General features: G+C 72.8%; 26 protein-coding genes. 12 read left to right on the top strand and 14 right to left on the bottom strand.

The window, feature by feature from the left end; genetic code table 11:
* Positions 1 to 13: 13 nt before the first annotated feature.
* Positions 14 to 1,183, bottom strand: coding sequence for a class I SAM-dependent methyltransferase (locus ACZ7KX_RS11550; protein ID WP_470326279.1), 1,170 nt, complete (start codon positions 1,181 to 1,183; stop codon positions 14 to 16).
* A 213-nt stretch (positions 1,184 to 1,396) separates the two neighbouring features.
* Complete coding sequence (locus tag ACZ7KX_RS11555; protein WP_470326280.1) at positions 1,397 to 2,704, bottom strand: helix-turn-helix domain-containing protein; 1,308 nt, start codon at positions 2,702 to 2,704, stop codon at positions 1,397 to 1,399.
* A gap of 565 nt (positions 2,705 to 3,269) precedes the next feature.
* Here ACZ7KX_RS11555 and ACZ7KX_RS11560 point away from each other — a divergent pair.
* A complete protein-coding gene (locus tag ACZ7KX_RS11560; protein ID WP_350519790.1) occupies positions 3,270 to 3,722 on the top strand; it encodes a GatB/YqeY domain-containing protein in 453 nt (150 codons plus the stop codon).
* 186 nt (positions 3,723 to 3,908) lie between these two features.
* Here ACZ7KX_RS11560 and ACZ7KX_RS11565 read toward each other — a convergent pair whose 3' ends face one another.
* Positions 3,909 to 6,236, bottom strand: a complete 2,328-nt coding sequence (locus ACZ7KX_RS11565; protein WP_470326281.1) for a transglycosylase domain-containing protein — start codon at positions 6,234 to 6,236, stop codon at positions 3,909 to 3,911.
* A gap of 423 nt (positions 6,237 to 6,659) precedes the next feature.
* On the opposite strand from ACZ7KX_RS11565, the gene ACZ7KX_RS11570 reads away from it, so the two are divergent.
* The gene (locus ACZ7KX_RS11570) at positions 6,660 to 6,983 is read left to right on the top strand and encodes a WhiB family transcriptional regulator (protein ID WP_030240986.1); all 324 of its coding nucleotides are present in this window, start codon (positions 6,660 to 6,662) and stop codon (positions 6,981 to 6,983) included.
* Between the two features lie 163 nt (positions 6,984 to 7,146).
* Here the strand turns inward: ACZ7KX_RS11570 and bagB are convergent, their stop codons facing one another.
* Both bagB and bagA read right to left on the bottom strand, forming a co-directional pair.
* Positions 7,147 to 8,316, bottom strand: a complete 1,170-nt coding sequence (gene bagB / locus ACZ7KX_RS11575; protein ID WP_470326282.1) for an ATPase BagB — start codon at positions 8,314 to 8,316, stop codon at positions 7,147 to 7,149.
* Entirely contained in the window at positions 8,313 to 9,401 is a 1,089-nt protein-coding gene (gene bagA / locus ACZ7KX_RS11580) for an ATPase BagA (protein WP_470326283.1), read from the bottom strand. The genes bagB and bagA overlap by 4 nt, the downstream gene beginning before the upstream one ends.
* Positions 9,402 to 9,614: 213 nt before the next feature.
* Here bagA and ACZ7KX_RS11585 point away from each other — a divergent pair, with 213 nt between their 5' ends.
* The 5 genes from ACZ7KX_RS11585 to ACZ7KX_RS11605 all read left to right on the top strand — a co-directional run bounded on the left by ACZ7KX_RS11585 (position 9,615) and on the right by ACZ7KX_RS11605 (position 12,355).
* Positions 9,615 to 9,773 (top strand): DUF4177 domain-containing protein, encoded by a 159-nt coding sequence (locus ACZ7KX_RS11585; RefSeq protein WP_094743074.1) that lies wholly within the window; start codon positions 9,615 to 9,617, stop codon positions 9,771 to 9,773.
* Positions 9,770 to 10,237, top strand: coding sequence for a RidA family protein (locus ACZ7KX_RS11590; protein ID WP_350519794.1), 468 nt, complete (start codon positions 9,770 to 9,772; stop codon positions 10,235 to 10,237). Before ACZ7KX_RS11585 ends, ACZ7KX_RS11590 begins: the two co-directional genes overlap by 4 nt.
* A 63-nt stretch (positions 10,238 to 10,300) precedes the next feature.
* On the top strand, positions 10,301 to 11,167 hold the full coding sequence (locus tag ACZ7KX_RS11595) for an NUDIX hydrolase (RefSeq protein WP_470326284.1): 867 nt from the start codon (positions 10,301 to 10,303) through the stop codon (positions 11,165 to 11,167).
* 149 nt (positions 11,168 to 11,316) lie between these two features.
* Positions 11,317 to 11,490: a hypothetical protein gene (locus ACZ7KX_RS11600; RefSeq protein WP_350519796.1), complete on the top strand. Its 174-nt coding sequence runs from the start codon at positions 11,317 to 11,319 to the stop codon at positions 11,488 to 11,490.
* Positions 11,491 to 11,524: 34 nt separating this feature from the next.
* On the top strand, positions 11,525 to 12,355 hold the full coding sequence (locus ACZ7KX_RS11605; protein ID WP_470326285.1) for an MBL fold metallo-hydrolase: 831 nt from the start codon (positions 11,525 to 11,527) through the stop codon (positions 12,353 to 12,355).
* Positions 12,356 to 12,498: 143 nt separating this feature from the next.
* Here the strand turns inward: ACZ7KX_RS11605 and ACZ7KX_RS11610 are convergent, their stop codons facing one another.
* Together ACZ7KX_RS11610 and ACZ7KX_RS11615 are read right to left on the bottom strand one after the other, a co-directional pair.
* Positions 12,499 to 13,173: a Crp/Fnr family transcriptional regulator gene (locus tag ACZ7KX_RS11610; RefSeq protein WP_030240972.1), complete on the bottom strand. Its 675-nt coding sequence runs from the start codon at positions 13,171 to 13,173 to the stop codon at positions 12,499 to 12,501.
* Positions 13,174 to 13,356: 183 nt separating this feature from the next.
* A complete protein-coding gene (locus tag ACZ7KX_RS11615) occupies positions 13,357 to 14,373 on the bottom strand; it encodes an ArsR/SmtB family transcription factor (RefSeq protein WP_470326286.1) in 1,017 nt (338 codons plus the stop codon).
* A 112-nt stretch (positions 14,374 to 14,485) separates the two neighbouring features.
* Between ACZ7KX_RS11615 and ACZ7KX_RS11620 the strand changes: the two genes are divergently transcribed.
* On the top strand, positions 14,486 to 15,310 hold the full coding sequence (locus ACZ7KX_RS11620; protein ID WP_470326287.1) for an isocitrate lyase/PEP mutase family protein: 825 nt from the start codon (positions 14,486 to 14,488) through the stop codon (positions 15,308 to 15,310).
* Positions 15,311 to 15,368: 58 nt separating this feature from the next.
* On the opposite strand, the gene ACZ7KX_RS11625 is transcribed toward ACZ7KX_RS11620, so the two are convergent.
* Together ACZ7KX_RS11625 and ACZ7KX_RS11630 are read right to left on the bottom strand one after the other, a co-directional pair.
* On the bottom strand, positions 15,369 to 15,986 hold the full coding sequence (locus tag ACZ7KX_RS11625; RefSeq protein WP_470326288.1) for an RraA family protein: 618 nt from the start codon (positions 15,984 to 15,986) through the stop codon (positions 15,369 to 15,371).
* A gap of 93 nt (positions 15,987 to 16,079) precedes the next feature.
* Positions 16,080 to 16,868 (bottom strand): alpha/beta fold hydrolase, encoded by a 789-nt coding sequence (locus tag ACZ7KX_RS11630; RefSeq protein WP_350519801.1) that lies wholly within the window; start codon positions 16,866 to 16,868, stop codon positions 16,080 to 16,082.
* Between the two features lie 187 nt (positions 16,869 to 17,055).
* Between ACZ7KX_RS11630 and nth the strand changes: the two genes are divergently transcribed.
* The 4 genes from nth to ACZ7KX_RS11650 all read left to right on the top strand — a co-directional run bounded on the left by nth (position 17,056) and on the right by ACZ7KX_RS11650 (position 20,874).
* On the top strand, positions 17,056 to 17,952 hold the full coding sequence (gene nth / locus ACZ7KX_RS11635) for an endonuclease III (RefSeq protein WP_470326289.1): 897 nt from the start codon (positions 17,056 to 17,058) through the stop codon (positions 17,950 to 17,952).
* Positions 17,949 to 18,683, top strand: coding sequence for an NUDIX hydrolase (locus ACZ7KX_RS11640; protein ID WP_470326290.1), 735 nt, complete (start codon positions 17,949 to 17,951; stop codon positions 18,681 to 18,683). The genes nth and ACZ7KX_RS11640 overlap by 4 nt, the downstream gene beginning before the upstream one ends.
* 82 nt (positions 18,684 to 18,765) lie before the next feature.
* Complete coding sequence (locus tag ACZ7KX_RS11645) at positions 18,766 to 19,950, top strand: MarP family serine protease (RefSeq protein WP_350519804.1); 1,185 nt, start codon at positions 18,766 to 18,768, stop codon at positions 19,948 to 19,950.
* Between the two features lie 219 nt (positions 19,951 to 20,169).
* Complete coding sequence (locus tag ACZ7KX_RS11650) at positions 20,170 to 20,874, top strand: metal-dependent hydrolase (protein WP_350519805.1); 705 nt, start codon at positions 20,170 to 20,172, stop codon at positions 20,872 to 20,874.
* Positions 20,875 to 20,938: 64 nt separating this feature from the next.
* Here ACZ7KX_RS11650 and ACZ7KX_RS11655 read toward each other — a convergent pair whose 3' ends face one another.
* The 5 genes from ACZ7KX_RS11655 to ACZ7KX_RS11675 all read right to left on the bottom strand — a co-directional run.
* The gene (locus tag ACZ7KX_RS11655; protein WP_470326291.1) at positions 20,939 to 21,148 is read right to left on the bottom strand and encodes a hypothetical protein; all 210 of its coding nucleotides are present in this window, start codon (positions 21,146 to 21,148) and stop codon (positions 20,939 to 20,941) included.
* 155 nt (positions 21,149 to 21,303) lie between these two features.
* Entirely contained in the window at positions 21,304 to 22,410 is a 1,107-nt protein-coding gene (locus ACZ7KX_RS11660) for an alpha/beta fold hydrolase (RefSeq protein ID WP_470326292.1), read from the bottom strand.
* A gap of 91 nt (positions 22,411 to 22,501) precedes the next feature.
* Positions 22,502 to 22,978 (bottom strand): phage holin family protein, encoded by a 477-nt coding sequence (locus ACZ7KX_RS11665; protein WP_470326293.1) that lies wholly within the window; start codon positions 22,976 to 22,978, stop codon positions 22,502 to 22,504.
* Between the two features lie 323 nt (positions 22,979 to 23,301).
* Entirely contained in the window at positions 23,302 to 24,777 is a 1,476-nt protein-coding gene (gene nhaA / locus ACZ7KX_RS11670) for a Na+/H+ antiporter NhaA (RefSeq protein WP_470326294.1), read from the bottom strand.
* A gap of 404 nt (positions 24,778 to 25,181) precedes the next feature.
* On the bottom strand, positions 25,182 to 25,814 hold a 633-nt coding region (locus tag ACZ7KX_RS11675; RefSeq protein ID WP_470326295.1), incomplete at its 5' end, for an AMP-binding enzyme.

Genomic DNA, 25,814 nt, shown 5'->3' on the forward strand with positions numbered 1-25,814 from the left:
GGGCTGGTGGTGATCACGGGCGCCGGGCGAGCAGGATCCGGTGCATCGGGGTGTCGACCAGCGCCGTCCTCACCAGGCCGGCCCGGTCGAGCCATTGGTCGTAGTCCGCCAGGGAGAAGGAGTCTCCGCCGCCGGTGACGAGCATCGACGCGGCGAACAGTCGGAAGAAGCGGTTCTGGATCGACTGGGCGTCGGTCTCGTCGTCCACGATGTGGTCGACGACGGCGACCACACCGCCCTCGCGCACCGCCTGCGCCGCCCGTCGCATGAGCTCCTCGGAGCCCTCGGCGGTCTGCAGGTGGAAGATGTTCACCAGGAGGACGAGGTCCTGACCGGTGTTCCACTCCTCGGTGAAGAAGTTGCGCTCCACCGGTTCGAACCGGTCCTGCACGCCCAGCCGTTCCGCCTGTCCGCGGGCGATGGGCACGATCCGCGGGTGGTCCAGGCCGGTGGCCCGCAGCCCCCGGAAGCGCTGCAGGAGCAGCTGGCTGTAGATGCCGGTGCCGCAGCCGACGTCGAGCATCGAACGGTCCGCCTCGCCCTTCCAACCCTCCTCCTCCGCAAGGAGGTTGGCGAGCGATTCGACGATCGGCGGGGCCCAGAAGTTGATCCCGCGGGCGACCTGCTCGTAGTCCTCGGCGGACAGCTGGTTGGCCTGGTAGTCGCCGTCCGCGCCGCGGGCGGGCCGCTTGACGTGGTCGGCGAGGTTGCGCCACACGTCCCAGCCGATCGCCCGGTCGTAGCCGATCCGGCCGGCCAGGCTGTAGAGGCCGCCGGGCAGCAGGCACTCGGCCATGCCGTCCGCCAGCCGGTAGACGTCCTGACCGTCCTCGGTGCGCACGCGCTGGACGATCTCGTAGCAGTACAGGCCGTCGAGCAGCACCCGCAGGCCGTGCGCGTCGGCGTCCAGCCGGGCGGCGAGGTCGGCCGGGGTGGCCGGTCCGTCCGCCAGGGCGACGAAGACGTCGAGGTCGAACGCGGCCTCGATCATGCCGGGCGCGAACATCGCGATCAGGTGTTCGTAGACGCGGTGCGAGGCCCGGACGACGGCGCCGTCCCGGGGATCGCCGATCAGTTTCGAACCGTCCACCAGGGGCGCCACACCGGTGTCCGGCAGCGGAGTGTTCTCGTCCGACGTTTCGCCGGTTCTGTCGTCGTGGACGGAGGCGTCTATCGTGGTCATCGATCCCCATTTGCGCTCAAGGCATTAAGCCGGGCAGTGCTGAATGACCCGCGGAGGAGTTTCCCGAATGGACCGGAGAAGTTAACCCGTCGATTCGATCGAATTCGATCGCCCGTCGGCCGGGTCGCATCCGGAACCGATTCCGGGCGCGACAGTGCGGCCGACGCGACGGAAAACGCCCCGACGAGCGGACGGTGTGCGTGCGGGCCGGCCTCAGGCCGGAATGGCGTTGACGTACTCGCGCATCATCCGGGGAACCCGGTACGCGTACTGGTGGCCACGTTTCACCTGGACGACGGAGAAATCCACGAGATCGGCCAGCACATCGATATTGCGGGAGGGCTCCCGGCCGCCGTCGACCGGTTCCTGCCGGACATCGTCGATGGAGAATTCATCGGGAAAGCGGGAGAGTTGTCTGAGGGCCCGGCGCTGCCGGTCGTCGAGGAGTCCGTAGGCCCAGGCGAGGCTGCGGTGCAGCGAGCGGTGGTGGGACAGCCCGCCCACCTCGTCCTGGCCCAGGATCGGCAGCACCTGGCACTCGTCCACCAGGACGTGCAGGGGCACCGAGCGCATCCGGAAGGCGGCGTTCTCGATGGCGAGCGCGAGACCGCCCAGCCGGCGGCAGAGCTCGACCACCTGCGGCATCTGGTCGCCGAGGTCCAGCGTCGGGACGACGGAGTGCACCCGGCGGCAGAACAGCTCGGCGGCGGGCGGGCAGCCGTAGCTGCCCTCGGGGTAGTCGACGGACAGCGGCGACACCTCCCACAGGTCCGCCGGGATGGAGGCGGGCGCCCGCAGCGAGGTGATCAGGATGTGGAGCGCGGGATGCCGCTCCAGCATCATCCTGACCTGCCTGGTCACCGCGCCGATGACGTGCTCGGCGTTGTCGATGACGACCATCATCTGCAGCTCGGGGTTGGTCCTCGGGTCCCGTTCGCAGCCGTGCAGCAGGGTGTCGAGCGAGCGCTGCACCTCCGCCGAGGCCGCGGCGGCGTCGACGCTCTCGGGGGTCACCGAGCCGAGTTCGAGCACCACCACGCCGTCCCGGAAGCGGTCGAGCAGGTGCGCGGCGGAGTCCAGGGCCAGCCGGGTCTTGCCCACACCGGCCGGGCCGGTGAGCACCAGCGGCCGGCCCGGCCGGAGGGTGGTCACCACGTGCAGCAGGTCGGCCTGGCGCCCGACGGTGATGTCCGTCTTGGGACGCAGCCCCTGCCACCGGGCGTTGTCCGGGACCTCGACGACGTTGGTCAGCAGACCGGTCTCCAGGCGGGAGGGGAGCACGCCGGTCGGGGTGCCCGCGTGGGCCACGTGGGACATCAGCGTGTCCTGGCTGGTCGCCGCGGACAGCAGGGCGCCGACCAGGAGTTCCACGGAGCTGCGCCGCGGATTCTTGATGGCCCCGGTTTCCAGATTCCTAATGGTCCGCACACTGACATTGGAATGCTCGGCTAACTGCTCTTGGCTCCAGCCGACCATCTTCCGCTGGGTTACTAACATGGAGCGAAGCTGATTGTTGTCCATTCCCCCGCGCTTCCTGCTGTTGTGAGCAGAATTCAAGTCAGAACTTAACACGCCGACTTGCGGCGCCAATCACTCCAGAACGATCATTACGTGCCGCGCGGTCATGGCGGAGCGCATGCGAGAGCGCCCGCGCCGAGCGTGGGTCGTGATGTGTCAGAACCGTGGAAAAATGAGTTGGGGACGTTCCGCTGCTGCTCGGGAGCGGCCTTTGAGGGTGAGGTGACCACAGCCCGTTAGGCTACTCAAGCTACATGTGAACGAGTGTACTACGCGGACTATTTCTGCGAACCTGCCGCTACGTTCGATTTGCCCCTTTTGGCACCGGCAACTCCCCGGTGCTCCCGGCAATATCCGGCTGTTCTGCCGAGAGTATGCAGGCATTGTCGGCCAGGTTGGCCGGATCGCACTGCCCCTTCCCGGCCGTGATCGACCGTCGGGCCGGCGGGGCGTCAGGCGACGACCGCCCGCTCTTGACACGGCATACTCGTTCACCTGCGCAGACCGCAGTGGATGCCCGGTGGAAACCTGGTTGAGACCGCCCACAGCCGAAGGATAAGAAGAGGAAATGACAACGCTCAAGGAGCAGCTGCAGGAGGACCTCACGGCTGCCATCAGGGTCCGGGACGAGCTTCGCGCGTCCACCATCCGGCTCACCCTGGCCGCCGTCACCAGCGAGGAGGTGGCGGGCAAGCAGAAGCGCGAGCTGTCCGACGCCGACGTGCTGAAGGTGATCGGCCGCGAGGCGAAGAAGCGCCGGGAGGCCGCCGAGGCCTTCGACGGGGCGGGGCGCACCGACCAGGCCGCCCGGGAGCGGGCCGAGGGCGAGGTGCTGGCGACCTACCTGCCCAAGCAGCTCTCCGACGAGGAGCTCGCCGCGATCGTGGCGGACGCCGTGGCCGAGAGCGGCGCGACCGGCCCGCAGGCGATGGGCGCCGTGATGAAGCTGGTGAAGCCCAAGGTCGACGGCCTGGCCGAGGGCGGCCGGGTCGCCGCCGCCGTCAAGGCCGCGCTGTCCTGACCGCGGACCGCCCGGGTCCGTCGGGTCAAGCCGGCTCTGGCCGGAATCGAGCGGCCCTGTAGGGCCCGCGAGGGGCTCCCGCGGCCCCGACGGCCCGTCACCCGGCAACACGACGCCGAAGGGGCGCCCTCCGAACCGGAGGGCGCCCCTTCGTCACTGCTGCGTGGCTCGTGCCGGGTGGCGCGGTCAGCCGTTGCCGTTGCCGCCGCCGTGCCGGCCGCCGTTCCCGCCGCCGATCATCCCGGGCGGGAAGGTGAACCCGCCGCCGATCATCCCCCCGGGGCCGCCGCCGGGGTTGCCGCCGCCCTGCGGCGGCGGGGGGTTGCCCGCGGGCGGCTGGGGGTTGGGGTCGGCCGGCGGGGTGGCCGGCGGGGTGGCCGGCTGCGGGTCCGGGATGTCGACGGTCTGGATCGGCTCCATCGGCGTGCCCTGGAGCGCCTGGTTCATCGCCATCTGCCAGATCGGGCCGGGGCCGTCGGCGCCGAACACCTCGTCGAAGTGCTTGCCGCCGATGTTGATGTTCTTCATCTTGACGCCGCCGGCCGGGCCGCCGAGCCAGACCGAGGTGGCCAGCGACGGGGTGTAGCCGCTGAACCAGGCGGCCTTCTTCTCGTCGGTGGTACCGGTCTTGCCGGCGATCTTGCGGCCGCCGTCCAGGCCGAGCGCGGCCGCGGTGCCCTTCTCGGTCACGTTCAGCAGGACGGTGTTGAGCTTGTCCGCGGTGTCCTCGGAGAAGGCCTGGCTGCACTGGGTCTGCGGGACCTGGAGCTCCTTGCCGTCCACCGTGCTGATCTTGTTGATCGCGATCGGGGTGCAGTACTTGCCGCGCGCGGCGAAGGTCGCGTAGACGTTCGCCATGGTCAGCGGGGAGAGCTCCAGGGTGCCCAGGACCATCGAGGGCACCTCCCGGAAGGCGTCGCCCTTCGCGGACTGGGTGATGCCCAGCTTGTTCGCCATCTGCTTCATCGCGCAGAGGCCGACCTGCTGCTCCATCTGCACGAAGTAGGTGTTGACCGACAGCGCCATGGCCTGCTTCAGCTGGTACGGGCCCTTCTCGGACTCGGACTCGTTCTTGACCGTGGCCTTCTGCTCGCCGGGCGCCGGGACGTTCTTCCAGGTGCCCGAGCAGGTGGACATCTGCGGGTAGTCGATCTTGTTCTCGGACGGGAACGCCTGGGTCGGCGACATGCCCGACTCCAGCGCCGCCGCGGCCAGGATCGGCTTGAAGGTCGAACCGGTCTGGAAGCCGTTGCCGCCGCCCATCGAGGCGTCCACGTTGAGGTTGACGACGGTCTGGTTCTTGTTCGAGTCCAGGCCGTACGGGCGGGTCTGGGCCATCGCCAGGATCTTGCCGGTGCCCGGCTCCATCATGGTCGCGGCCGCCGACACCTGGTCGGTCACGTTGACCTTCTTGGTGACGGCGTTCTGGGCCGCGGCCTGCTTGTCCGGGTCCAGCGTGGTGTAGATGTTCAGGCCGCCGGTGTCCCAGAGCTTCTTGCGCTCGTCGGCGCTCTTGCCGAACGCCGGGTCCTGCTTGACCACGTGGCGGACGTAGTCGCAGAAGAAGCCCATCCCGGCCTGGGCGGTGATGCAGCCGTTCTGCGGGTCCTTGTACTTCAGACCCAGCGGGGCGGCCTTCGCCTCCTTCGCCTGGTCCGCGGTGATGTGCTTGTTCTCCAGCATCTTGTCGATCACGACGTTGCGGCGCTTGACCGTGTTCTCGGGGTAGCGCACCGGGTCGTAGGACGACGGGTTCTGCACCATGCCGGCCAGCGTGGCGGCCTCGGCGACGGTCAGGTCCTTGTTGCTCTTGCTGAAGTAGCGCTGGGAGGCGGCCTCGACCCCGTAGGCCTGGTGGCCGTAGAAGGTGATGTTGAGGTAGTTGGTGAGGATCTGGTCCTTGCTCAGGTCCTCCTCCAGCTTGATGGCGACCTTGAGCTCCTGGATCTTGCGGCCCAGGGTCTTGCGCTGCGCCTCCAGGACGGCGGCCTGGTCGTCGCCGGCCTTCTCCACGTTGACGTTCTTCACGTACTGCTGGGTCAGCGTCGAGGCGCCCTGCGAGGCGGTGCCGCTCTCGGCGTTCTTGCTGGCCGCGCGGAGGATGCCCTTGAGGTCGACGGCGCCGTGCTCGTAGAAGCGGGCGTCCTCGATGTCCACCTGGGCGTGCCTCATGAACGGCGACATCTGGTCGGCGGTGAGGACGGTGCGGTCGCGCTCGTAGACCTTGGCGATCAGGCCGCCCTTGGCGTCGAAGATCTGGGTGGCCTGGGTGAGCGGCGGGGTCTTGAAGTCGTCGGAGATGTTGTCGAAGCTCTCCGCCGTGTCCTTGGCGGTCAGCCCGATGGCGCCGACGGCGGGCAGGGCGAGTCCTGCCAGCAGGACTCCGGAGAGCACGCTGACGCCCAGGAACTTCACGCCGTTGCCGACGTGGTCCAACGGTGATCCGCCGCTGCCGCCGCGCGGAGCTCCGGTGTTGCCTGGGGGCTGGGATGCCTGTGGGCGCTTCGGTGCCATGGGGAGAACCCTACGTCGCGGATTCCCGTACATAGGGGCACGTGTTCGCCTAGGCTTGTCACAAGCTTGGTACAGCTTCGGTGCGTCAGCATCATTCACTCTTGTGGGCGAGGAGAGTTGCCCGAATCGCCCGGGAATGTCCGGGCTTTGAGGCAGCTGGGGCCTGTTGTGCCCGGGTGAATGGTTGCGCTCCGTGATGACGCCTGCGGCGAGAGTGGGGGCTCCGCGCTTGGCAAGGTGTGCGACCTGCGATCACTCCAACGAGTGAGCTGACCGATACCCATAGTCCAATCGGGTCATTCGAGATTGAGCCCGAAGGGGCTGTTGCAAGCTGTCGTTCTTCCGTAACGTCCTCAACTGGCAACGGTGAATATGCCGTTGCCGCCGTGGGGGAGCCTCGATACGGGAGAGGACGGCGCCGGCATGGGCTGGGTTGACGACTGGAGTGCGCAGGCCGCCTGCCGCACGAGTGATCCGGACGAACTGTTCGTCCAGGGGGCGGCGCAGAACCGCGCGAAGGCGGTGTGCAGCGGCTGCCCGGTGCGCACGGAGTGCCTCGCGGACGCCCTGGACAACCGGGTGGAGTTCGGGGTCTGGGGCGGGATGACGGAGCGCGAGCGCCGGGCGCTGCTGCGCCGCCGCCCGACGGTCATCTCGTGGCGGAGGCTGCTGGAGACGGCCCGCACCGAGTACGAGGAGTCCCTCGCGACCGGTGTGATACTGACGGACTACGCCCAGGCGGGCTGAGCCGGGGCGCACCGGCTGCACAGGCCGAACCGGCCGTACCGGGGGGTCCGGGCCGGTCGGCCCCGGGCGGGCGCCCACGCCGCACCGCCCGAGCCGTCCGACGGCGTTCCGCGCCGTCCCGCGTCCCGCGTCCCGCGTCCCACGTCCTGCGTCGTCCGCCGTCCTACGCCGTGCTGCTGAGCCGGTCGCCGATGGCCCGCAGGCCGTCGAGGTCGTGCACGTCACCCGGCAGCGCCGGGACCTCCACGATCGGCACGTCCGGGTAGACCGAGACGAAGCGGTCGCGGGTGCGGCGCTCCCGCCCCATGATCTGCATCCGCTCGGCGTGCAGCCGCAGCAGCCCGGCCGCCAGCAGCTCCGCCTCCGGCGAGGAGTGCTCCGAGCCGTTCTCCTCCAGCGCCTCTGCCGCCGCCAGCGCCCGCTCCGCCGTGAGCTGCGGGGCGCCCGAGCCGTGCACCCGGTTGAGCACCAGCCCGGCCAGCGGCATCCGGTCCGCGGCGAGCCGGTCCACGAAGTACGCCGCCTCGCGCAGCGCGTCCCGCTCCGGCGCGGCCACCACCAGGAACGCCGTGCCCGGCGCCTTGAGCAGCTGGTACGTGCGGTCCGCGCGCTCGCGGAAGCCGCCGAACATCGAGTCCATCGCGCTGACGAAGGTCTGCACGTCGGTGAGCAGCTGGGCGCCGAAGATCTTGCCCAGGGTGCCGGTGAGCAGGCCCATCCCGGCGTTCAGGAACCGCATGGCGCTGCGCCCGCCGACCTTGGCCGGGGCGGTCAGTATCCGGATCACCCGGCCGTCCAGGAAGGACCCGAGCCGGTTGGGCGCGTCCAGGAAGTCCAGCGCCGAGCGGGACGGCGGGGTGTCCACGACGATGAGGTCCCACTCCTCGGCGTCGCGCAGCTGCCCGAGCTTCTCCATCGCCATGTACTCCTGCGTGCCCGCGAAGCCGGCCGACAGGGACTGGTAGAACGGGTTCTCCAGGATCGCCCGGGCCCGTTCGGGCTCCGCGTGGGCCAGCACGACCTCGTCGAAGGTCCGCTTCATGTCCAGCATCATCGCCTGGAGCTCCCCGTCGCCGGTCACCCCCTTGACCACCCGGGGGGTGTTGTCGAGCTCGGTCAGGCCCATCGACTGGGCGAGCCGGCGGGCCGGGTCGATGGTCAGCACCACGACCTTGCGGCCCCGTTCGGCGGCCCGCAGGCCGATCGCCGCGGCGGTGGTGGTCTTGCCGACGCCGCCGGAGCCGCAGCAGACGACGATCCTGGTCCCCGGATCGTCGATCAGCTCGTCCACCGCGAGCCGCTTCCCGGTGCTCCGCACCCCGTTCGAGGTCATGCCGCCCCCTGCCGCTTCAGGTCGCCCGCCAGCCGGTACAGCCCGCCGAGGTCCACGCCCTCGCCCAGCAGCGGCAGTTCGTACGTCGGGATCCGCAGCTGCTGCAGGTCGGCCCGCTGCGCGCGCTCCAGCTCGACCCGCTCGGCGTGCTCCCTGGCCTGCTCCAGCAGCGGGTCGATCAACGGCTCCACCGCCGCGCGGACCGTCTCCGGCTTGCGCGAGCGGCCGCCGAGCCCGGCCTCCCCGAGCGCCAGCGCGACCTCCTCGCGGTGGTTGCCGTCCACCGCGGCCACCGCGGCGGCGTCCAGCACCGGCGGGCGGACCATGTTGACCATCACCCCTCCCACCGGCAGCTTCGCCTCGTTCAGCTCCGCGATGCCGTCGACCGTCTCCTGCACCGGCATCTCCTCCAGCAGGGTGACCAGGTGCACCGCGGTCTCCGGGGACTTCAGCACCCGCATCACGGCCTGCGCCTGGGTGTGTATCGGGCCGATCCGGGCCAGCCCGGCGACCTCGGCGTTGACGTTCAGGAACCGGGTCAGCCGCCCGGTCGGCGGGGCGTCCATCACCACCGCGTCGTAGCGGCGCCGGCCGTCCGGGTCCTTGCGCCGGGTCGCCTCGCAGGCCTTGCCGGTGAGCAGGACGTCCCGGACGCCGGGCGCGATGGTGGTGGCGAAGTCGACGAAGCCGACCTTCTGCAGCGCCTTGCCGGCCCGGCCGAGCTTGTAGAACATCTCCAGGTATTCGAGCAGCGCCTGCTCGGTGTCGATCGCCAGCGCGAACACCTCGCCGGGCTGCGCCGCCTCCGCGGGCGCCTCCGCGGCCGGGAGCCCCAGCTGCCGACGGGAGACCGAGGCGATCCGGCGCTCCTCGTAGGGCAGTGCGGCGATCCCGAACAGTTCGGCGATGCCCTGCCGGCCCTCGACCTCGATCAGCAGGACCCGACCGCCGTCGGCGGCGAGCGCCAGGGCCAGCGCTGCGGCCAGCGTGGTCTTCCCGGTGCCGCCCTTGCCGCTGACCACGTGCAGCCGGACGCCCTCCCAGTCGGGGTCGCGCCGGTCCGCCTGGCCGGGGGTGCGTGCCACGCTCCGTCTCCGTCCGTCTCCGTCCTACGGGCGTCCCCTCCTGACGAGGGTGCCCCTCGCCAGGGTGCCCTCCCGCGAGGGTAACCAGGGACCGCGCCGGATGCCCGGAGCACCTGGGGTTGCCAGGCCTGATCATGCCCTCTTTGTGCCCCACCTCACACGCCGCCCGCCACGCGGCGCCGATCCCCGCGGCGGCTCGTCTAGAGTCTGGCCATGACCAAGTGGGAATACATGACGGCGCCCCTGCTCGTGCACGCCACCAAGCAGATCCTGGACAACTTCGGCGAGGACGGCTGGGAGCTCGTCCAGGTCGTGCCCGGCCCGAACCCGGAGCAGCTGGTGGCCTACTTCAAGCGGGAGAAGAACGCATGAGCGCCGTCGAGTCGAAGCTCGCCGAGCTGGGCCTGACCCTGCCGCCGGTGGCTGCGCCGGTCGCCGCGTACGTGCCGGCCCTGCAGTCCGGCGAGTTCGTCTTCACCTCCGGCCAGCTCCCGGTGGTCGAGGGCAAGCTGCCGAGCACCGGCAAGGTCGGCGCCGAGGTGTCGCCGGAGGAGGCCAAGGAGCTCGCGCAGATCTGCGCGCTGAACGCCCTGGCCGCCGTGAAGTCGGTGATCGGCGACCTCGACCGGATCGAGCGGGTCGTGAAGGTCGTCGGCTTCGTCGCCTCCGCCCCCGACTTCACCGGCCAGCCCGGCGTCGTCAACGGCGCCAGCGAGCTGCTCGGCAAGGTGCTCGGCGCAGCGGGCGTGCACGCCCGCAGCGCCGTCGGTGTCGCGGTGCTCCCGCTGGACGCCCCGGTCGAGGTCGAGCTCCAGGTCCGCGTCAAGACCGTCTGAGTCCGATCACGAAGGCGGGATCGGCCCTGGCCGAGCCCGCCTTCGTGCGCTTAGCATCCGGGCATGGACCATCGAGCAACGACGCTCCCGATGCCGCCCGGTTGGCCTGCCCGCATCCGGGCGGTCGACTCCGGCGTGCTGACGCCGCCGGTGCCCAGGCAGGCGGCCACCGTCGTGCTGCTGCGCGACGCCGACGCCGGGCCGGAGGCCTACCTGCTGCGCCGGCGCACCTCGATGGCCTTCGCGGCCGGGATGTACGCCTACCCGGGCGGCGGGGTGGACCCGCGCGACGCCGAGGTCGAACCGGGCTGGGCCGGGCCCTCGCCCGAGGAGTGGGCGCGCCGCCTCGGGGTGGACGTCCGGACCGCCCGGGCGGTGGTCTGCGCGGCCGTCCGCGAGACCTTCGAGGAGGCCGGCGTGCTGCTGGCCGGCCCGGACGGGCGGAGCGTCGCCGCGCCGCGCGACTGGACCGCCGAACGGGCCGCGCTGGAGGCGCACGAGCTGTCCTTCGCCGAGTTCCTCCGGGACCACGGCCTGGTGCTGCGCAGCGACCTGCTGGGCGGCTGGGCGCGCTGGATCACCCCGGAGTTCGAGGAGCGGCGCTACGACACCTGGTTCTTCGTGGCGGCCCTCCCGGCCGGCCAGCGCGCGGCGCTGGAGGTCGGCGAGGCCGACCGGGTCGCGTGGCTGAGCCCGGCCGAGGCGGTCCGGGGCCACCAGGAGGGCCGGTTCGGCATGCTGCCGCCGACCGTGACGGTGCTGCGCGAGCTGTCGCCGGTGCGCACCGCCGCCGAGGCGCTGGCCGCGGCCGCCGAGCGCCGGCTGGAGCCGGTCCTGGGCCGGGCCGAGGTCCGCGGGGACCGCATGACGGTCCGCTGGCCCGGGTACGACGAGCTGACCATCGACGGGGAGTTCCCCGAGGACTCCTGAGGCCGTCCGCCCGCGCCGCACCACCACCGGCGTGGCCGGCCGGCCCGGGGAGCGAATCCCCGGGAAGCCTTGTCCGCAGAGGACCCATCCGAAGAAGATCCATCCGAAGAAGATCCGCCGCACCACCGCAGAGAAAGGACCGACGCCCGATGACCCACAACGACGTGGCTCGCCGGACGGCACCCGAGATGCCCGCCCGCCGTCTGAACCCCCGTACCCCGGCCTGTGACAGCCCGGTCCCGTTCGTCGAGGTGGCGCAGCGCGCCCTCGTCCGGGCACTGCCGCTGCGGGCCCTCCAACGCGACGCCGAGGGCGGCCGGTGAGCGCGCAGCGCGAGCGATTCGTCGAGGTGGGTGCATGAGCCTCCTCCCGGGTGACCCCGCCGCCGTCGTCGGCGGCGAGGCCACCTCCCGGGCGCTGTGCGTGCTGGCACCGAACCCGTCGCCGATGACGCTGGACGGCACCAACACCTGGCTGCTCTCCGAGCCCGGCTCCGACCTCGCCGTGGTGATCGACCCGGGCCCGCTGCACGAGGAGCACCTGCGCCGGGTGATCGACCTCGCCGAGGAGCGGGGCAAGCGGATCGCGCTGACCCTGCTCACCCACGGTCACGCCGACCACTCCGAGGGCGCGGCCCGGTTCGCCGAGCTCACCGGCACCGGGGTCCGGGCCCTGGACCCGGCGCACCGGCTGGGTTCGGAGGGCCTGGTGGGCGGCCAGCGCCTGGACGTCGGCGGCCTGGACCTGCGGGTGGTGGCCACCCCCGGCCACACCTCGGACTCGCTGACCTTCCACCTGCCGGACGACGGCGCGATCCTCACCGGGGACACCGTGCTCGGCCGCGGCACCACGATGGTGGCCCACCCCGACGGCCGGCTGGGGGACTACCTGGACTCGCTGCGCCGGCTGCACACGATGGCCTCCGAGCACGGTGTGCGGACCGTGCTGCCCGGGCACGGCCCGGTGCTCGCGGACGCGCTCGGGGCCGTCGACTACTACCTGGCGCACCGGGCCGCCCGGCTCGCGCAGGTGGAGACGGCGGTCGAGGCGGGCTTGCGGACCGCTCCCGAGGTGGTGGCGCGGGTCTACGCGGACGTGGACCGGGCGCTCTGGCCGGCCGCGGAACTCTCCGTCCGGGCCCAGCTGGAGTACCTGGAGGAGCACGGGCTGACCCCGGAGCTCGACTGACCCCGGCGCTCGGCCGCTCCCGGAGCCCGATCGACCCGGGCCGCCCCCGGAGCCCGACGGCCGGGCGGCTCGTGAACGCCGAAGGGCTCGTGAACGCCGAAGGGCCCGTCCGGACGGACGGGCCCTTCGGCGTGTTCGGGGTGTCAGCGCGAGCGGCGGGACAGCCGCTCGACGTCCATCAGGACCACCGCGCGTGCCTCCAGCTTCAGCCAGCCGCGGCCGGCGAAGTCGGCGAGCGCCTTGTTGACCGTCTCGCGGGAGGCGCCGACCAGCTGGGCCAGTTCCTCCTGGGTGAGGTCGTGGGCGACGTGGATGCCCTCCTCGGACTGCACGCCGAAGCGGCGGGAGAGGTCCAGCAGGGCCTTGGCGACGCGGCCGGGCACGTCGGAGAAGACCAGGTCGGACATCACGTCGTTGGTCCGGCGCAGTCGGCGGGCGATGGCCCGCAGCAGCGCGATGGAGACCTCGGGGCGGGCGTGCAGCCAGGGCTGCAGGTCACCGTGGCCCAGGCCCAGCAGCTTGACCTCGGTCAGCGCGCTGGCGGTCGCGGTGCGCGGGCCCGGGTCGAACAGCGACAGCTCGCCGATCATCTCGCTGGGGCCGAGGACGGCGAGCATGTTCTCGCGGCCGTCCGGGGATGCGCGGTGCAGCTTGACCTTGCCCTCCGCGACGACGTACAGCCGGTCGCCCGGGTCGCCCTCGTGGAACAGCGACTCCCCACGGGCGAGGGTGACCTCGGTCATGGAAGCGCGCAGCTCGCCGGCCTGTTCGTCGTCGAGTGCCGCGAAGAGTGCGGCGCGCCGCAGAACGTCGTCCACGTGCTTCCTCCTTCTCGGCCGTACGGCGGGTGGGCCGTCCGGCGCAAGTTCCGTTCAGTGTTCTGCATCACCAAGCATGGCGCATGTCGCTCCGATCATATGAGGAGGGGGTGTGCCGAGGTGTGCCGTGCGGGGCCATTCGTACCGGTTGGTCATGGGGCGGGCCGGGCCGCGGGGGCGCCCTCACATGCCCTGATCGAACTCCTGCTCGTCCTGATCGAACAGCGAATCGCCGATCGCGGTGCGGGCGTGCAGGACGGCGTGGCCCGCGCGGTGGGCGCTGGTGAGGCCCGCCGTGCGCAGCGCGGTGAGGTGCTGCGAGGCCCCGGCCGGGGAGAGCCCGGTGCGGTCGGCCAGCTCGGTGGTCGAGGCCGGGGAGTCCAGCTCGGCCAGCAGCCGGGCGCGGGAGCGGCCGAGGACGCCGGCCAGCGCGTCCGTTCGGGCCGCCGTGCCCGCCCGGCGCTCCCACAGGGCGGCCGTGCCCCGTGCCGGGTAGATCAGCTGCGGCGGGTCGGGCGGCAGCACCCGGGTGAGCACCCGCGGCCAGGCGAAGGCCGAGGGCAGGAGCACCAGCCCGGAGCCGGCGGTCAGCCGGGTGACGGCGCAGTGCCGCTGCTCCAGCAGCAGTGCGGTGCCGTCCCAGCGGACCGTGTCGTGCAGCTCGCCCAGCATCCGCGCGGTGCCGTGCTCGGCGGCCTGCCGGGAGCGGTGGAAGACGTCCGCCGAGAGCAGCGCCCGGATCCGGGCCCAGTAGGGGGCGAGCGCCAGCTCCCAGTACGCCCGGACGTCGGCGGCCAGCCGGGGCAGCTGGGCGGCCGGGTCGCGGTGCAGCGGGGCGAGGACGGCGGGCAGCCGGCCGCCCGCCTCGGCCGCCATGATGTCGAGGTCGGCCCGGACCTGTTCGGCGCCGGTGGCGGCGATCGCGGCCAGCTCTTCGGCGAGCGTGGGGGAGTAGCCGGCCGGGGCGGGGTTGAGGAAGTCCGGCAGGTGGCCGGTGGGTGGCACCAGGGCGGCCAGCCGGTCCATGGTCGGCGCGGCGGCGGCCAGCCGCCCGCGGACCTCCGCGGCCCAGCGGCGGTGCAGCGCCGGCGCGGGGTGCCGCGCGAGGGCGCGCAGGCTGGTCACCACCTCCTGCATCGGGGAGACGGCGAACCGGGTCAGTGCCAAGTCCTGCGCGGAGAAGTGCAGTTCGGATCGCATGCGGCCCCTCCCCGGGAAAGATTCAGCCTCAGCTTAATCACTGGTACGGGTGGGGGAGCCGGGCGCAGGATGTCTGCGTCCCCACCGATCCGTACGAAAGCCGGTGACACCCATGTCCACCACCCCCGAGTCCCGCGAGCGGGCGCTGCGGCTGCGCGAACTGGTCGCGGACGGCGGGCTCGTCCTGCCCAACGCCTGGGACGCGGGCAGCGCCGCCGTGATCGCCTCGGCCGGCGCCCGGGCGGTCGCCACCACCAGCGGCGGCGTCTCCTGGTCGCTCGGCCACGGCGACGGCCAGCGCCTCGGCCGGGCGGCCGCGGTCGAGGCGGCCCGCCGGATCGTCGCCGCGGTGGACCTGCCGGTCACCGTCGACGCCGAGGGCGGGTACGGGCCGCTGCCCGCCGACGTGGCCGAGACCGTGACCGCCCTGGTCGGGGTGGGCGCCGTCGGCGTCAACCTGGAGGACTCGACGGCCGTCGGCGGCCCGCTCTTCCCGGTGGCCGAGCAGGCCGAGCGGCTGCGCGCGGCCCGTACGGCGGCCGCCGCCGCGGGGCTGCCGGAGCTGGTGGTCAACGCCCGGACGGACGTCTTCCTGTTCGGACTGGGCGGGCTCGACGACGTGCTGGTCCGGGCCGAGGCCTACGCGCAGGCGGGCGCCGACGGCCTGTTCGTCCCCGGGCTGCTGGACCCCGACGCCCTCACCGAGCTGTGCCGGCGCTCGGCGCTGCCGGTGAACGCGATGGCCGTCCCGGGCGGGCCGAGCGTCGCCGAACTCGCCGCCACGGGGGTGCGGCGGATCAGTGTCGGTACCGGCCTCGCCCAGCTCGCGTACACCGCGGCCCGCCGTGCCGCCGCCGAGCTGCTCGGCGCCGGGACGCTGACGGAGCTCGACGGGGCGCTGGGCTTCGGGGAGCTGGACGGGCTGTACCGGGGCTGACGGCGGCCGGCTCACGGCAGCCCCGCCGCAAGTCAGCCGCCGTGGGCCCCGCCGCGGGTCAGCCCTGGAAGCCCAGCTCGGCGAGGGCCCGCTCGATCCGGTCGCGGTGCTCCGCCGCCCACTCGTCCAGGGTCTGGGCGGCCTCCTTGGCCAGCTTCGCCCGGGCCGCCTCCAGGACCCGGTCCCGCTCGGCGGCGGGCACCGCCACGACACCCTCCTCGTCGGCCACCACGATGTCGCCGGCCGCCACCAGCACGCCGCCGCAGCGCACCGGGGCGCCGTGCGTGCCCAGCGCCTTCTTCGCCCCGGGGATCGGGATGACCCCGCGGGCGAAGACCGGGAAGCCCGCCTCCCGGACCTCGCCGAGGTCCCGGATCAGGCCGTCGGCCACGAAGGCCACCACGCCCCGGCGCTGCGCCACGGCGCACACGTTGCCTCCGGCCAGTGCGTAGTCCAGGTCGCCGGACTCGACCACGATCACCGAGCCGGGCTCGGCCCGGTGGATCGCGGCGTGCAGCATCAGGTTGTCCCCGGGCGGGCACTGCACGGTGAAGGCCGGGCCGGCCACCCGGGGCATGCCGTCCCAGAGCGGGCGCAGGCCGATGTCCATGACCCGGTCGCGGCCCAGGATGTCGGCCAGGGTGGTGGTGGGGATGTCCTTGAAGTCCGCGTCCATGCTCCCTCGTTCTCCGCTCGTCGGTTCGTCAGTTCGTCGATTCGTCGGTTCGTCGGAAGACTAGTGACCGCGGGGCGGGGCGCGGACCGGTGGTCAGGCGAAGAACTCCACCAGTTCCGGCACCAGCGCCCCGGCCGCCACCTCGTGGGTCTGGTCGGCCAGCGTCCGGTACTCGGCGTCCGGCACGGCCGCGGCCACCGCGGCGGACGGTGCCCGCAGCAGCTCCGGGCTGGCGCCGCCGTCCAGCACCAGGGTCGGCACCGCGATCCGGGCCAGCACGTCGACCGGGACGGTCCCCCCGGTCCGCGCGCCGAGCGCCGCCGCGTCGTACGCCAGCGTCGGCGCGACCGCCTCGAACAGCGGCCACACCGGGGCGGCGCGCATCCCGTCCACCGCTTCGGCGGGCATCCCCACGAAGGTCATGAAGGCCGCCACGGCGTCCCCGCGGCGTCCCTCGGCGAGCGCCGCCTCCAGTTCGCCGGCGTACCCGACGAAGCGCTCGCTCTGCCCCTCCGCGGTGCTGAACGGCGGCTCGTAGACGGCGAGTCGGCGCACACCGACCCCCGCGGCGGCCGCCCGCAGCGCGAGCGCGGCGCCCGAGGAGATGCCGTACACCGCGGCCGAGCCGCCGGCCGCCGCGATCACCGCGGCCAGGTCCTCGATCTCGCGCTCCACCGCGAACGGCGCGGTGTCCCCGCTGCCGCCCCGGCCGCGCCGGTCGTACGCCCACACGGTGTGGTGGGCCGAGAGCTGCTCGGCGACGGCGACGCCCGGGTCGAAGGCCCGGTGGCCGATCGCCCCGTCCACCAGCACGACGGCCGGGCCGGAGCCGGTGACGGTGCAGGCGATGGTGGTGCCGTCGGTGGAGACCACGGTGCTCATGGGAGTTCCTTCTGTCGTCGTGCGAGCCGGTCACAGGGGTAGACCGGCGCCCGCCGCGAAACTCATCGCACCCGCCGGGGAATCCCGAGGAATTCCGAGGAATCCCGCGGAGGAACTCGCCCCGGCCGGGCCCGCTTCCGCGCATGATCGCCCCCGGGCCACCCTTCGCTCGGCGTAGCCTTCGTGCATGGCAGAGAGCAAGGTCCGGAAAGCGGCGGCGCCGAAGGCCGAGCCGGCGGTGAAGCGGGCGGCGAAGCGGCCCGTCGTGAAGCCGAGGAAGCCCGAGTCGCACCTGGCGATGGTGCGGCGGGCCCGGAGGATCAACCGTGAGCTGGCGGAGCTGTACCCGTACGCGCATCCGGAGCTGGACTTCGAGAACCCCTTCCAACTGCTGGTGGCCACCGTGCTGTCGGCGCAGACCACCGACCTCCGGGTGAACCAGACCACCCCCGCGCTGTTCGCGAAGTACCCGACGCCGGAGGACATGGCGGCGGCGGACCCGCAGGAGCTGGAGGAGATCATCCGTCCGACCGGCTTCTTCCGGAACAAGGCGAAGTCGCTGCTCGGCCTCTCGATCGCGCTGCGTGACGAGTTCGGCGGAGAGGTCCCGGGGCGCCTGGCCGATCTGGTGACGCTGCCGGGTGTCGGCCGCAAGACCGCCAACGTCGTGCTGGGCAACGCCTTCGGGGTCCCCGGGATCACGGTCGACACCCACTTCGGCCGCCTGGCCCGGCGGTTCGGCTGGACGACCGAGGAGGACCCGGTGAAGGTCGAGGCGGCCGTCGCGGAGATCTTCCCGAAGTCGGAGTGGACGATGCTCTCGCACCGCGTGGTCTTCCACGGCCGCCGGATCTGCCACTCCCAGAAGCCGGCCTGCGGCGCCTGCCCGGTCGCGCCGCTCTGCCCCGCGTACGGCGAGGGCGTGACCGACCCGGAGAAGGCGCGCAAGCTGCTCAAGTACGAGATGGGCGGCCAGCCGGGGCAACGGCTGAGGCCCCCGGCGGACTACCCCGGTGAGGCGGCCGCCCGTGCGGACGCCGCCGCCCACCACGGGCAGGTCGCGGACCTGGCGGTGGCGGAATGATCACGAGCGGGATCGAGCGGGACGACCTGCCGACCTGGCTGGAGCCGGTCCGGGAGGCTGCCGAGCGGGTGCTGCCGGAGCAGCTGAGCCGCTTCCTGCCGCCGGCCGACGGCGGCCGGGCGGCGGCCGTGCTGATGCTGTTCGGCGAGGGCCCGGAGGGGCCGGACCTGCTGCTGATCGAGCGGGCCCGCTCACTGCGCTCGCACGCCGGCCAGCCGTCCTTCCCGGGCGGCGCGCTGGACCCGGAGGACGGCGACCCGGACGGTCCGGGCCCGATCGCCGCGGCGCTGCGCGAGGCGTGGGAGGAGACCGGACTGGACCCGGCCGGGGTGCAGGTGTTCGCGGCGCTGCCGCGGCTGTACATCCCGGTGAGCCGCTTCGTGGTGACCCCGGTGCTCGGCTGGTGGCGCGAGGAGTCGCCGGTGCACCCGGTGGACCAGGGCGAGACCGGCGCGGTGTTCCGGGTGTCGATCGCCGACCTGGCCGATCCGGCGAACCGGGTGCGGCTGCGCCACCCGTCGGGGCACATCGGTCCGGCCTTCGCGGTCGCCGGGCGGCTGGTCTGGGGCTTCACCGCCGGGGTGATCGACCGGGTGCTGCACCACAGCGGTCTGGAGCTGCCCTGGGACCCGTCCCGGATCGTCGACCTCTCGGACGACGCGCTGGCCCTGGTCCAGGGCGACCTCGAACACTCCCGCGTCCTGCCGGGCGGCGACGCCGGAGCCCCGTGAGCCGGCGGCGCCCCGTGAGCCGGCAGCGTCCCGTGACAGGTCGTCGGTACACCCGGCCGCCGGGCCGTGGGAGGGTGTCGTGGTGAACGTCCTGGATGTCCTGCTGATCATCGCCGCCGTGGGGTTCGCCGTGTCGGGCTACCGGCAGGGCTTCGTGGTCGGCGTGCTGTCGCTGGTCGGCTTCCTCGGCGGCGGCCTGCTGGCCGTCGAGCTGCTGCCGCTGCTGCTGGACCACCTGAGCCCCGGCACCACGGCCTCGGTGGTGGCGGTCGTGGTGGTGATCGTCTTCGCGGCGATCGGCCAGGCGATCACCGCGCACTTCGGCTGGAAGCTGCGCGGCCACATCGACCGCCGTCCGGCCCGGGTGCTGGACGCGGCCGGCGGGGCGGTGGTGAACGTGCTCTCGATGCTGCTGGTGGCCTGGCTGATCGGCTCGGCACTGGCCGGTGCCTCGCTGCCGACGGTCTCCAAGCAGGTCCGCTCCTCGGCGATCCTCGGCGGCGTGCAGAACGCGCTGCCGTCCGACGCACCGAACTGGTTCTCCGACTTCTCCAAGGTGCTCGCCCGCAACGGCTTCCCGCAGGTCTTCAACCCCTTCGAGCACGAGCCGATCACCCAGGTCGACACCCCGGACCCGGCGCTGGCCGCCAGCCCGGCGGTGGCGCGGGCCAAGCAGAGCCTGGTCAAGGTGGTCGGCACCGCGCCCTCCTGCGGCAAGACCCTGGAGGGCAGCGGCTTCGTCTTCGCCCCGCACCGGGTGATGACCAACGCCCACGTGGTCGGCGGTGTCAACGAGCCGACCGTGCAGATCGGCGGCGTCGGCCAGCTGTACGACGCGACGGTGGTCCGCTACGACTGGCAGCGCGACATCGCGATCCTGGACGTGCCCAAGCTGAACGCGCCCGCGCTCACCTTCGCGGGCGAGGCGAAGACCAACGACAGCGCGATCGTGGCCGGCTTCCCGGAGAACGGCGCCTTCAACGTCCAGCCCGCCCGCATCCGCGGCCGGATCCAGGCCAACGGCCCGGACATCTACCACCGCGGCCAGGTCGTGCGCGACGTCTACTCGGTGCGCTCGACCGTCCGCCAGGGCAACAGCGGCGGCCCGCTGCTCACCCCGGACGGCCAGGTGTACGGCGTGGTGTTCGCCAAGTCCCTGGACAGCGCCGACACCGGGTACGTGCTGACCGCGGCCGAGGTCCGCGAGGACGCCCAGCAGGGCGGCGCCGCGACCGCCCGGGTGGACACCCAGGGCTGCGCGCTCTGACGGGGGCGCCCCGGGCCGGATGGGCCCGGGGCGGCGCGTGCAGGCCGGATGGGTCCCGGGGCGGGGCGGCGTGACGGGGCGCGACGGCACGCGCCGGGCCGGGCCGTGCGATATCCGTCGCACCGTCAGCCCGCCCTGGTAGCGTCGGCCGCGCTCACCCGTTCGGCTCAACCGGGCGCCGTCCCGGAGTGGGCCTTGCGGGGAGGTCGTGGCAGTCCGATGATGGGTCACTCGCACGCGGTGAGCGGGGCGATGCTGTATGCGGCCTCGGCCCCCTTCCTGCCCCCGCTGCTGCTGCACACGACGCTGAAGCCGGCGGACATACTGATGGGCACGGTGCTGTGCGCGGGCGCCGCCCTGCTGCCGGACCTCGACCACCACGACGGCTCGATCGCCAACTTCCTCGGCCCGGTCTCCAAGGCGCTCTGCCGCGTCGTGGCCTGGGCCTCCGGCGGCCACCGGCACGCCACCCACTCGCTGCTGTTCGTCGCCCTGATGGGCGCCGGCACCTGGGCGGGCGTCACCTACCTGGGCCGCAACTTCACGCTCGCGCTGACCTTCTTCCTGCTGGCGCTCGCGATCAGGGCGCTGCGGCTCTGCCCGCCGAGCAACGGCCCGGAGGCGTGGATCACCGTCATCGGGCTGTCCGCGCTGGGCACCTTCGGGATGAACACCTGGATGCCCAACTCGCCCGGCTGGCTGCCGTACGCGGTGGCGCTGGGCACGCTGGCGCACCTGCTGGGCGACTGCCTGACCAAGAAGGGCGCGCCGCTGCTCTGGCCGCACAAGGAGCGCTACGAGGTCGTGCTGATCAAGCGCAGCGGCAACAACGTGGAGACCAAGGTGCTGGTGCCGATCATGTCGGTGGCGACCTTCGTCCTGCTCTGGTTCACGGCGCTGTCGCCGATCACGATCACGAACTGAGCGGCGCGGGCCGGGCGGCCGTCGACGGCCGCCCGCCACCTCCGGACAGACGCGGCGCGAGGTCTCAGGTCTCGCGCCGCAGCCGTGCGCCCACCCAGCGGGCGCGCCGGCCGAGGATGCGCGGGATGCCGAGCTCCCGCCGTTCCGCGCGCGGGCGGCCGTCGAGGCCGTCGAAGCCGAGGTCGTCCGCCCGGTCGGGGCGGTGGGCGGAACGCTGGGGGCTGTTCTGGCGTCGGCCGCGCGGGGCGGCGCCGCGATCGGGCATCCAACTCATACCGGAATGGATGCCCCTGGGCCGGTGGGGGAAACCGTCCGGGCTGTGCCGAAATTGGCCTATGCGATTGTCATATGAACTCAGCGTCAGGGCAGTTGGACCCGGGGGACCCTCCGCGACGTCGCACGGCCGGCCGCCCCGGGTGCCTCCGTCCGTCACTCCTTGTGGCGCCCGACCCAGTCCAGCAGCTCGGCGGTGAACTCCTCCGGCGCCTCCTCGTGCGGGAAGTGTCCGACCCCCGGCAGCAGCCGCCAGCGGTACGGCGCGGCCACGTACTCGCCGCCGCCGAGCGCGGTGTGCGACAGCAGCACCGGGTCCGCCGCGCCCTGCACGTGCAGGGTCGGCGCGGTGATCGGCTTCTTCATCCGCCGGGCGAACTGGATGCCGTCCGGCCGGGCCATCGACCGCATCAGCCAGCGGTACGGCTCGATCGAGCAGTGCGCGGTGCTGGGGATCTGGATCGCCTGCCGGTACGCGTGCACCGCGGCCTCGTCCAGGCCGTTCGGGCCGGTCCAGGAAGTCAGGTAGCGGCCGACCAGCGCGGCGTCGTCGGCCACCAGCCGGCGTTCCGGTATCCACGGCCGCTGGAAGCCCAGGACGTGCTCGAAGGCCGCGAACTGGCGGCGGTCGGTCAGCAGCGCCCGGCGCAGGTCCCTCGGGTGGGCGGCGGAGACCGCGGTCAGGCTCTGGATGACGGACGGGCGCATCACCGCCGCCACCCAGGCCAGGGTGCCGCCGGAGGCGTGCCCGACGAGGTGCGCCCGGCGCTCGCCGAGCGAGCGGATCACGCCGGTGATGTCCAGGGCGAGGTTGCCCGGGTCGTACCCGCGCGGGGTGCGGTCGCTGCCGCCGATGCCCCGCAGGTCGAGCGCCACCGCCCGGTAGCCGGCCTCGGCGAGCGCGATCAGCTGGTGGCGCCACGCCCACCAGTACTCGGGCCAGCCGTGCACCAGCAGCACCAGCGGGCCCGAGCCCAGCTCGGCGATGTGGAAGCGGGCGCCGTTGGCCGCGAGGTCGCGGTGCGTCCACGGGCCGGCCTGCCGGATGCTCCACGCCTCGGCCCCGGCTCCGGCCCCGAAGGCGCCCCCGCCCGCGGCTGCCGGCTCGGCCCCGGTGCCCGCCTCGACGGCCGCTCCGGCGGTCTCCCGTCCGGGGGTCGGGCCGGTGCCCTCGGGGACGGGGCCGGGCCCGGAGTCTGGCTCGGAGTCGGGTCCGGAACCGGCGGACGGCTGCGCGGGTACGGGCTTCTGGTCAAGCGGCATACCGAGAGCGTGTCACATCCGCGCACCGGACACGTGCCCGGCACTCACTGTCGGGTGGTTCGCCCAGGGGGTGTCCGTTGACGCGGGTGCTTTACGGGATGCGGCCCAGGGCCCGGTCGATCTCCTCCTTGGTGGCCGGGCGCGGTCGGGCGTTCTTCAGCACGTCGGCGGTCTTCTGGGCGCCCTCGATGGTGCGGTGCGGCGGCTCGATCTTCCTGAACGAGCGGTACGCCAGCACCCCGAGCAGCGCCGCGAGCAGCAGGTAGGCGCCCGCCACGATGAGGAAGGACCAGCCCAGCGACAGACCCAGCGCGTGGATGCCGAAGGCCGCCGCGGCGCTCAGCATCGGGATCGAGAACAGCGCCACCACACCGGCCACCGTCAGCGAGACGCCGCCGGAGACACCGCGCTTGACGTCCGCGCGGATCTCGGCCTTGGCGAGTGCGATCTCGTCGTGGACCAGCGCGGACAGGTCGGCGGTGGCCGCCGCGAACAGCTGCCCCACCGAACGCTCGCCCTCGTAGGGCGCCCGGCCGTTGCTGGACGGGTCTGCGGCTCCTGCGGGCATCAGCGGTTCTCCTCTGCGGCTGTGCGGCGTGACGCCACCGCGGGTCTGCGGTTCCGGGGGCCGGTGGGGGGTCCCGGGGCGTCAGTGGATTGTCGACAGCTCAGAATCATGCCTCTACCGGTCAGTCGGACACCACTCCGGGGCCCCGCCGGAGGGACGTGTCCGGCCGCCTGCGGCCTCCGAGGGCTCCCGGAGGGGGTTGCCGGAGGGGGCTGCCGGAGGGATTCCGGGAAGGTTCCGGGGCGGGGCTCCCGTGAGAGTTCCGGCGGGAGCGAAGCCGGGGTGGGCCCCGGGGTCCGTTGTGTGGGGTCCCGGAGGGACCGTCAGTGCTCCGCCGGGGAGTCCCCGGAGGTCCGGGAGTCCGGGGACTCCTCGGAATCCGGGGAGGCCCCGGGAGTGCCGGAGGCCTCGCCGGGCAGCGGTCGGGCCCGCTCCGTGCCCCGGGCCTGCTCCGAGCCGCGGGCCCGCTCCGAGACCCGAGCCCGCCAGGCCGGGTCGTCCTCCTGGTAGACGTCCGGGACGCCGTCCTCGTCCACGTCCCGCTCCTCCTCCTCGCACAGCGCGCGGTAGTGCTGGTTGCGCAGCTTCAGCAGCACCGTCGCGACGGTCGCGCAGAGCAGTGAGCCGACCAGCACGGCGGTCTTGGCCCGGCCGGCGAGCGTCGGGTCGTCCGGGAAGGCCAGTTCGCTGATGAGCAGCGAGACGGTGAAGCCGATGCCCGCGACCACCGAGACGGCCATCATGTCGGCCCACTTGAGCTGCGGGTTCAGTTCGGCCCGGGTGAACCGGGCGGTCAGCCAGGTGCCGCCGAATATGCCCACCGACTTGCCGACCAGCAGACCGATCACGATGCCGATCGGGACGGCCTGGGTGAACACCTCGCGCAGCGCAGTGCCGGAGATCGTCACCCCGGCCGAGAACAGCGCGAACAGCGGGACGGCCAGGCCGGCCGAGAGCGGGCGGACCAGGTGCTCGATGTGCTCGCCGGGGGAGTGCTGCTCGTCGCCCTCCCGGTGGCAGCGCAGCATCAGGCCCATCGCGACGCCCGCGACCGTGGCGTGGATGCCGCTCTCGTGCATCAGGGCCCAGGTCACCAGCGCCAGCGGCACGAACAGGTACCAGCCGTGCACCCCGCGCCGGTGCAGGAACCAGAACAGCACCAGCCCGGCGAGGGCCAGTCCGAGCGCCCAGAACTTGATGCCGGAGCTGTAGAAGATCGCGATGATCAGGATGGCGATCAGGTCGTCCACGACGGCCAGGGTGAGCAGGAAGGCGCGCAGCGCCGAGGGCAGGTGGCTGCCGACCACGGCCAGCACGCCGAGGGCGAAGGCGATGTCGGTGGCGGTCGGGATCGCCCAGCCGCCGGGGTGTCCGCCGCTGCCGGAGTTCACCAGGGCGTAGAGGATCGCGGGCAGTGCCACCCCGCAGACGGCGGCGATGACGGGCAGCACCGCGGCGCTCGGCGTGCGCAGCTCGCCCGCGACGAACTCGCGCTTGAGCTCGATCCCGGCGACGAAGAAGAAGACCGTCAGGAGCCCGTCCTTGGCCCAGGTGGCCAGGGTGAGGTCGAGGTGGAGCGGGGTGGAGGGGCCGATGGTGTAGTCGAGCATGCTCTGGTACGCCTGCGGCCAGACGTTGGCCCAGATCAGCGCGATGACGGCGGCGCCGAGCAGCAGCACACCGCCGACCGTCTCGGTGCGCAGGGCGTCGGCGATGAAGGTGCGCTCGGGCAGTGGCAGCCGGCCGAGGAACTGCCGGCGGCGGGTCGTCGGCTCTTGGACGGGCGGCTGGTCGGTCACGCGGGACCTCCTGGGGCGGGGAGCGGCAACGGATGCACGGGTGGTGCAGTTGCCGACCAGACTTCCCGGCTCGCCCTGTGACGCCCGGATCCCCGGCGGGGGGATCTTGATGCGTCGTTAACAGTCTAGCGGGGTGTTCGGGTGACATCCGGATTGTCTTGATAAAGGACTTAAGCCCTGTGGGCCGGTCCTGCACTCCGGAGGACGAGCGGCCCGGCGCCCGTACGGCCCCGGTCGCCTGCACCCGGGTGAACGCGGAGGAGCCCGCCCCACGCCCGGAGGCGTGACCGTTGCCGGTTCCCCGGCCGCCCCCGTCGGTGACCGCCCCTGCCGGCGCGGCCCTGCCGACGACTGTGCCCCGGGCGGTGACCACCGCCCGGGGCACAGTCGCCGTCTCAGTCGGATCAGCCGTTGCCGTTCTCCGAGGGCGGCAGCTGGGCCTGGATCTGGCTCATGACCGAGCTGTCGGCCAGCGTGGTGGTGTCGCCGACCTCGCGGCCCTCGGCGATGTCGCGCAGCAGGCGGCGCATGATCTTGCCGGAGCGGGTCTTCGGGAGCTCGCCGACGACCTTGATCTGCTTGGGCTTGGCGATGGGGCCCAGGGTGCGGCCGACGTGGGCGCGCAGCTCGTCGACGAGTTCGGGGCTCTCGGTGACGCCGCCGCGCAGGATCACGAAGGCGACGATGGCCTGGCCGGTGGTGGCGTCGGTGGCGCCGACGACCGCGGACTCGGCCACGGAGGGGTGGCCGACCAGGGCGGACTCGACCTCGGTGGTCGAGATGTTGTGGCCGGAGACGAGCATGACGTCGTCGACCCGGCCGAGCAGCCAGATGTCGCCGTCCTCGTCCTTCTTGGCGCCGTCGCCGGCGAAGTAGCGGCCCTCGAAGCGGGACCAGTAGGTGTCGATGTAGCGCTGGTCGTCGCCCCAGATGGTGCGGAGCATGGAGGGCCAGGGCTCGGTGAGGACGAGGTAGCCGCCGGAGCCGTTGGGGACCTCGACGGCGTTGTCGTCGACGACGGTGGCCGCGATGCCGGG

It is taken from the genome of Kitasatospora sp. NPDC038210, assembly GCF_055600605.1.

Coding starts and splice junctions, on each gene's coding strand:
- ACZ7KX_RS11550 (WP_470326279.1), bottom strand. CDS start 1,183: ATGACCACGATAGACGCCTCCGTCCACGACGACAGAACCGGCGAAACG.
- ACZ7KX_RS11555 (WP_470326280.1), bottom strand. CDS start 2,704: ATGGACAACAATCAGCTTCGCTCCATGTTAGTAACCCAGCGGAAGATG.
- ACZ7KX_RS11560 (WP_350519790.1), top strand. CDS start 3,270: ATGACAACGCTCAAGGAGCAGCTGCAGGAGGACCTCACGGCTGCCATC.
- ACZ7KX_RS11565 (WP_470326281.1), bottom strand. CDS start 6,236: ATGGCACCGAAGCGCCCACAGGCATCCCAGCCCCCAGGCAACACCGGA.
- ACZ7KX_RS11570 (WP_030240986.1), top strand. CDS start 6,660: ATGGGCTGGGTTGACGACTGGAGTGCGCAGGCCGCCTGCCGCACGAGT.
- bagB (WP_470326282.1), bottom strand. CDS start 8,316: ATGACCTCGAACGGGGTGCGGAGCACCGGGAAGCGGCTCGCGGTGGAC.
- ACZ7KX_RS11585 (WP_094743074.1), top strand. CDS start 9,615: ATGACCAAGTGGGAATACATGACGGCGCCCCTGCTCGTGCACGCCACC.
- ACZ7KX_RS11590 (WP_350519794.1), top strand. CDS start 9,770: ATGAGCGCCGTCGAGTCGAAGCTCGCCGAGCTGGGCCTGACCCTGCCG.
- ACZ7KX_RS11595 (WP_470326284.1), top strand. CDS start 10,301: ATGGACCATCGAGCAACGACGCTCCCGATGCCGCCCGGTTGGCCTGCC.
- ACZ7KX_RS11600 (WP_350519796.1), top strand. CDS start 11,317: ATGACCCACAACGACGTGGCTCGCCGGACGGCACCCGAGATGCCCGCC.
- ACZ7KX_RS11605 (WP_470326285.1), top strand. CDS start 11,525: ATGAGCCTCCTCCCGGGTGACCCCGCCGCCGTCGTCGGCGGCGAGGCC.
- ACZ7KX_RS11615 (WP_470326286.1), bottom strand. CDS start 14,373: ATGCGATCCGAACTGCACTTCTCCGCGCAGGACTTGGCACTGACCCGG.
- ACZ7KX_RS11620 (WP_470326287.1), top strand. CDS start 14,486: ATGTCCACCACCCCCGAGTCCCGCGAGCGGGCGCTGCGGCTGCGCGAA.
- ACZ7KX_RS11625 (WP_470326288.1), bottom strand. CDS start 15,986: ATGGACGCGGACTTCAAGGACATCCCCACCACCACCCTGGCCGACATC.
- ACZ7KX_RS11630 (WP_350519801.1), bottom strand. CDS start 16,868: ATGAGCACCGTGGTCTCCACCGACGGCACCACCATCGCCTGCACCGTC.
- nth (WP_470326289.1), top strand. CDS start 17,056: ATGGCAGAGAGCAAGGTCCGGAAAGCGGCGGCGCCGAAGGCCGAGCCG.
- ACZ7KX_RS11640 (WP_470326290.1), top strand. CDS start 17,949: ATGATCACGAGCGGGATCGAGCGGGACGACCTGCCGACCTGGCTGGAG.
- ACZ7KX_RS11650 (WP_350519805.1), top strand. CDS start 20,170: ATGATGGGTCACTCGCACGCGGTGAGCGGGGCGATGCTGTATGCGGCC.
- ACZ7KX_RS11655 (WP_470326291.1), bottom strand. CDS start 21,148: ATGAGTTGGATGCCCGATCGCGGCGCCGCCCCGCGCGGCCGACGCCAG.
- ACZ7KX_RS11660 (WP_470326292.1), bottom strand. CDS start 22,410: ATGCCGCTTGACCAGAAGCCCGTACCCGCGCAGCCGTCCGCCGGTTCC.
- ACZ7KX_RS11665 (WP_470326293.1), bottom strand. CDS start 22,978: ATGCCCGCAGGAGCCGCAGACCCGTCCAGCAACGGCCGGGCGCCCTAC.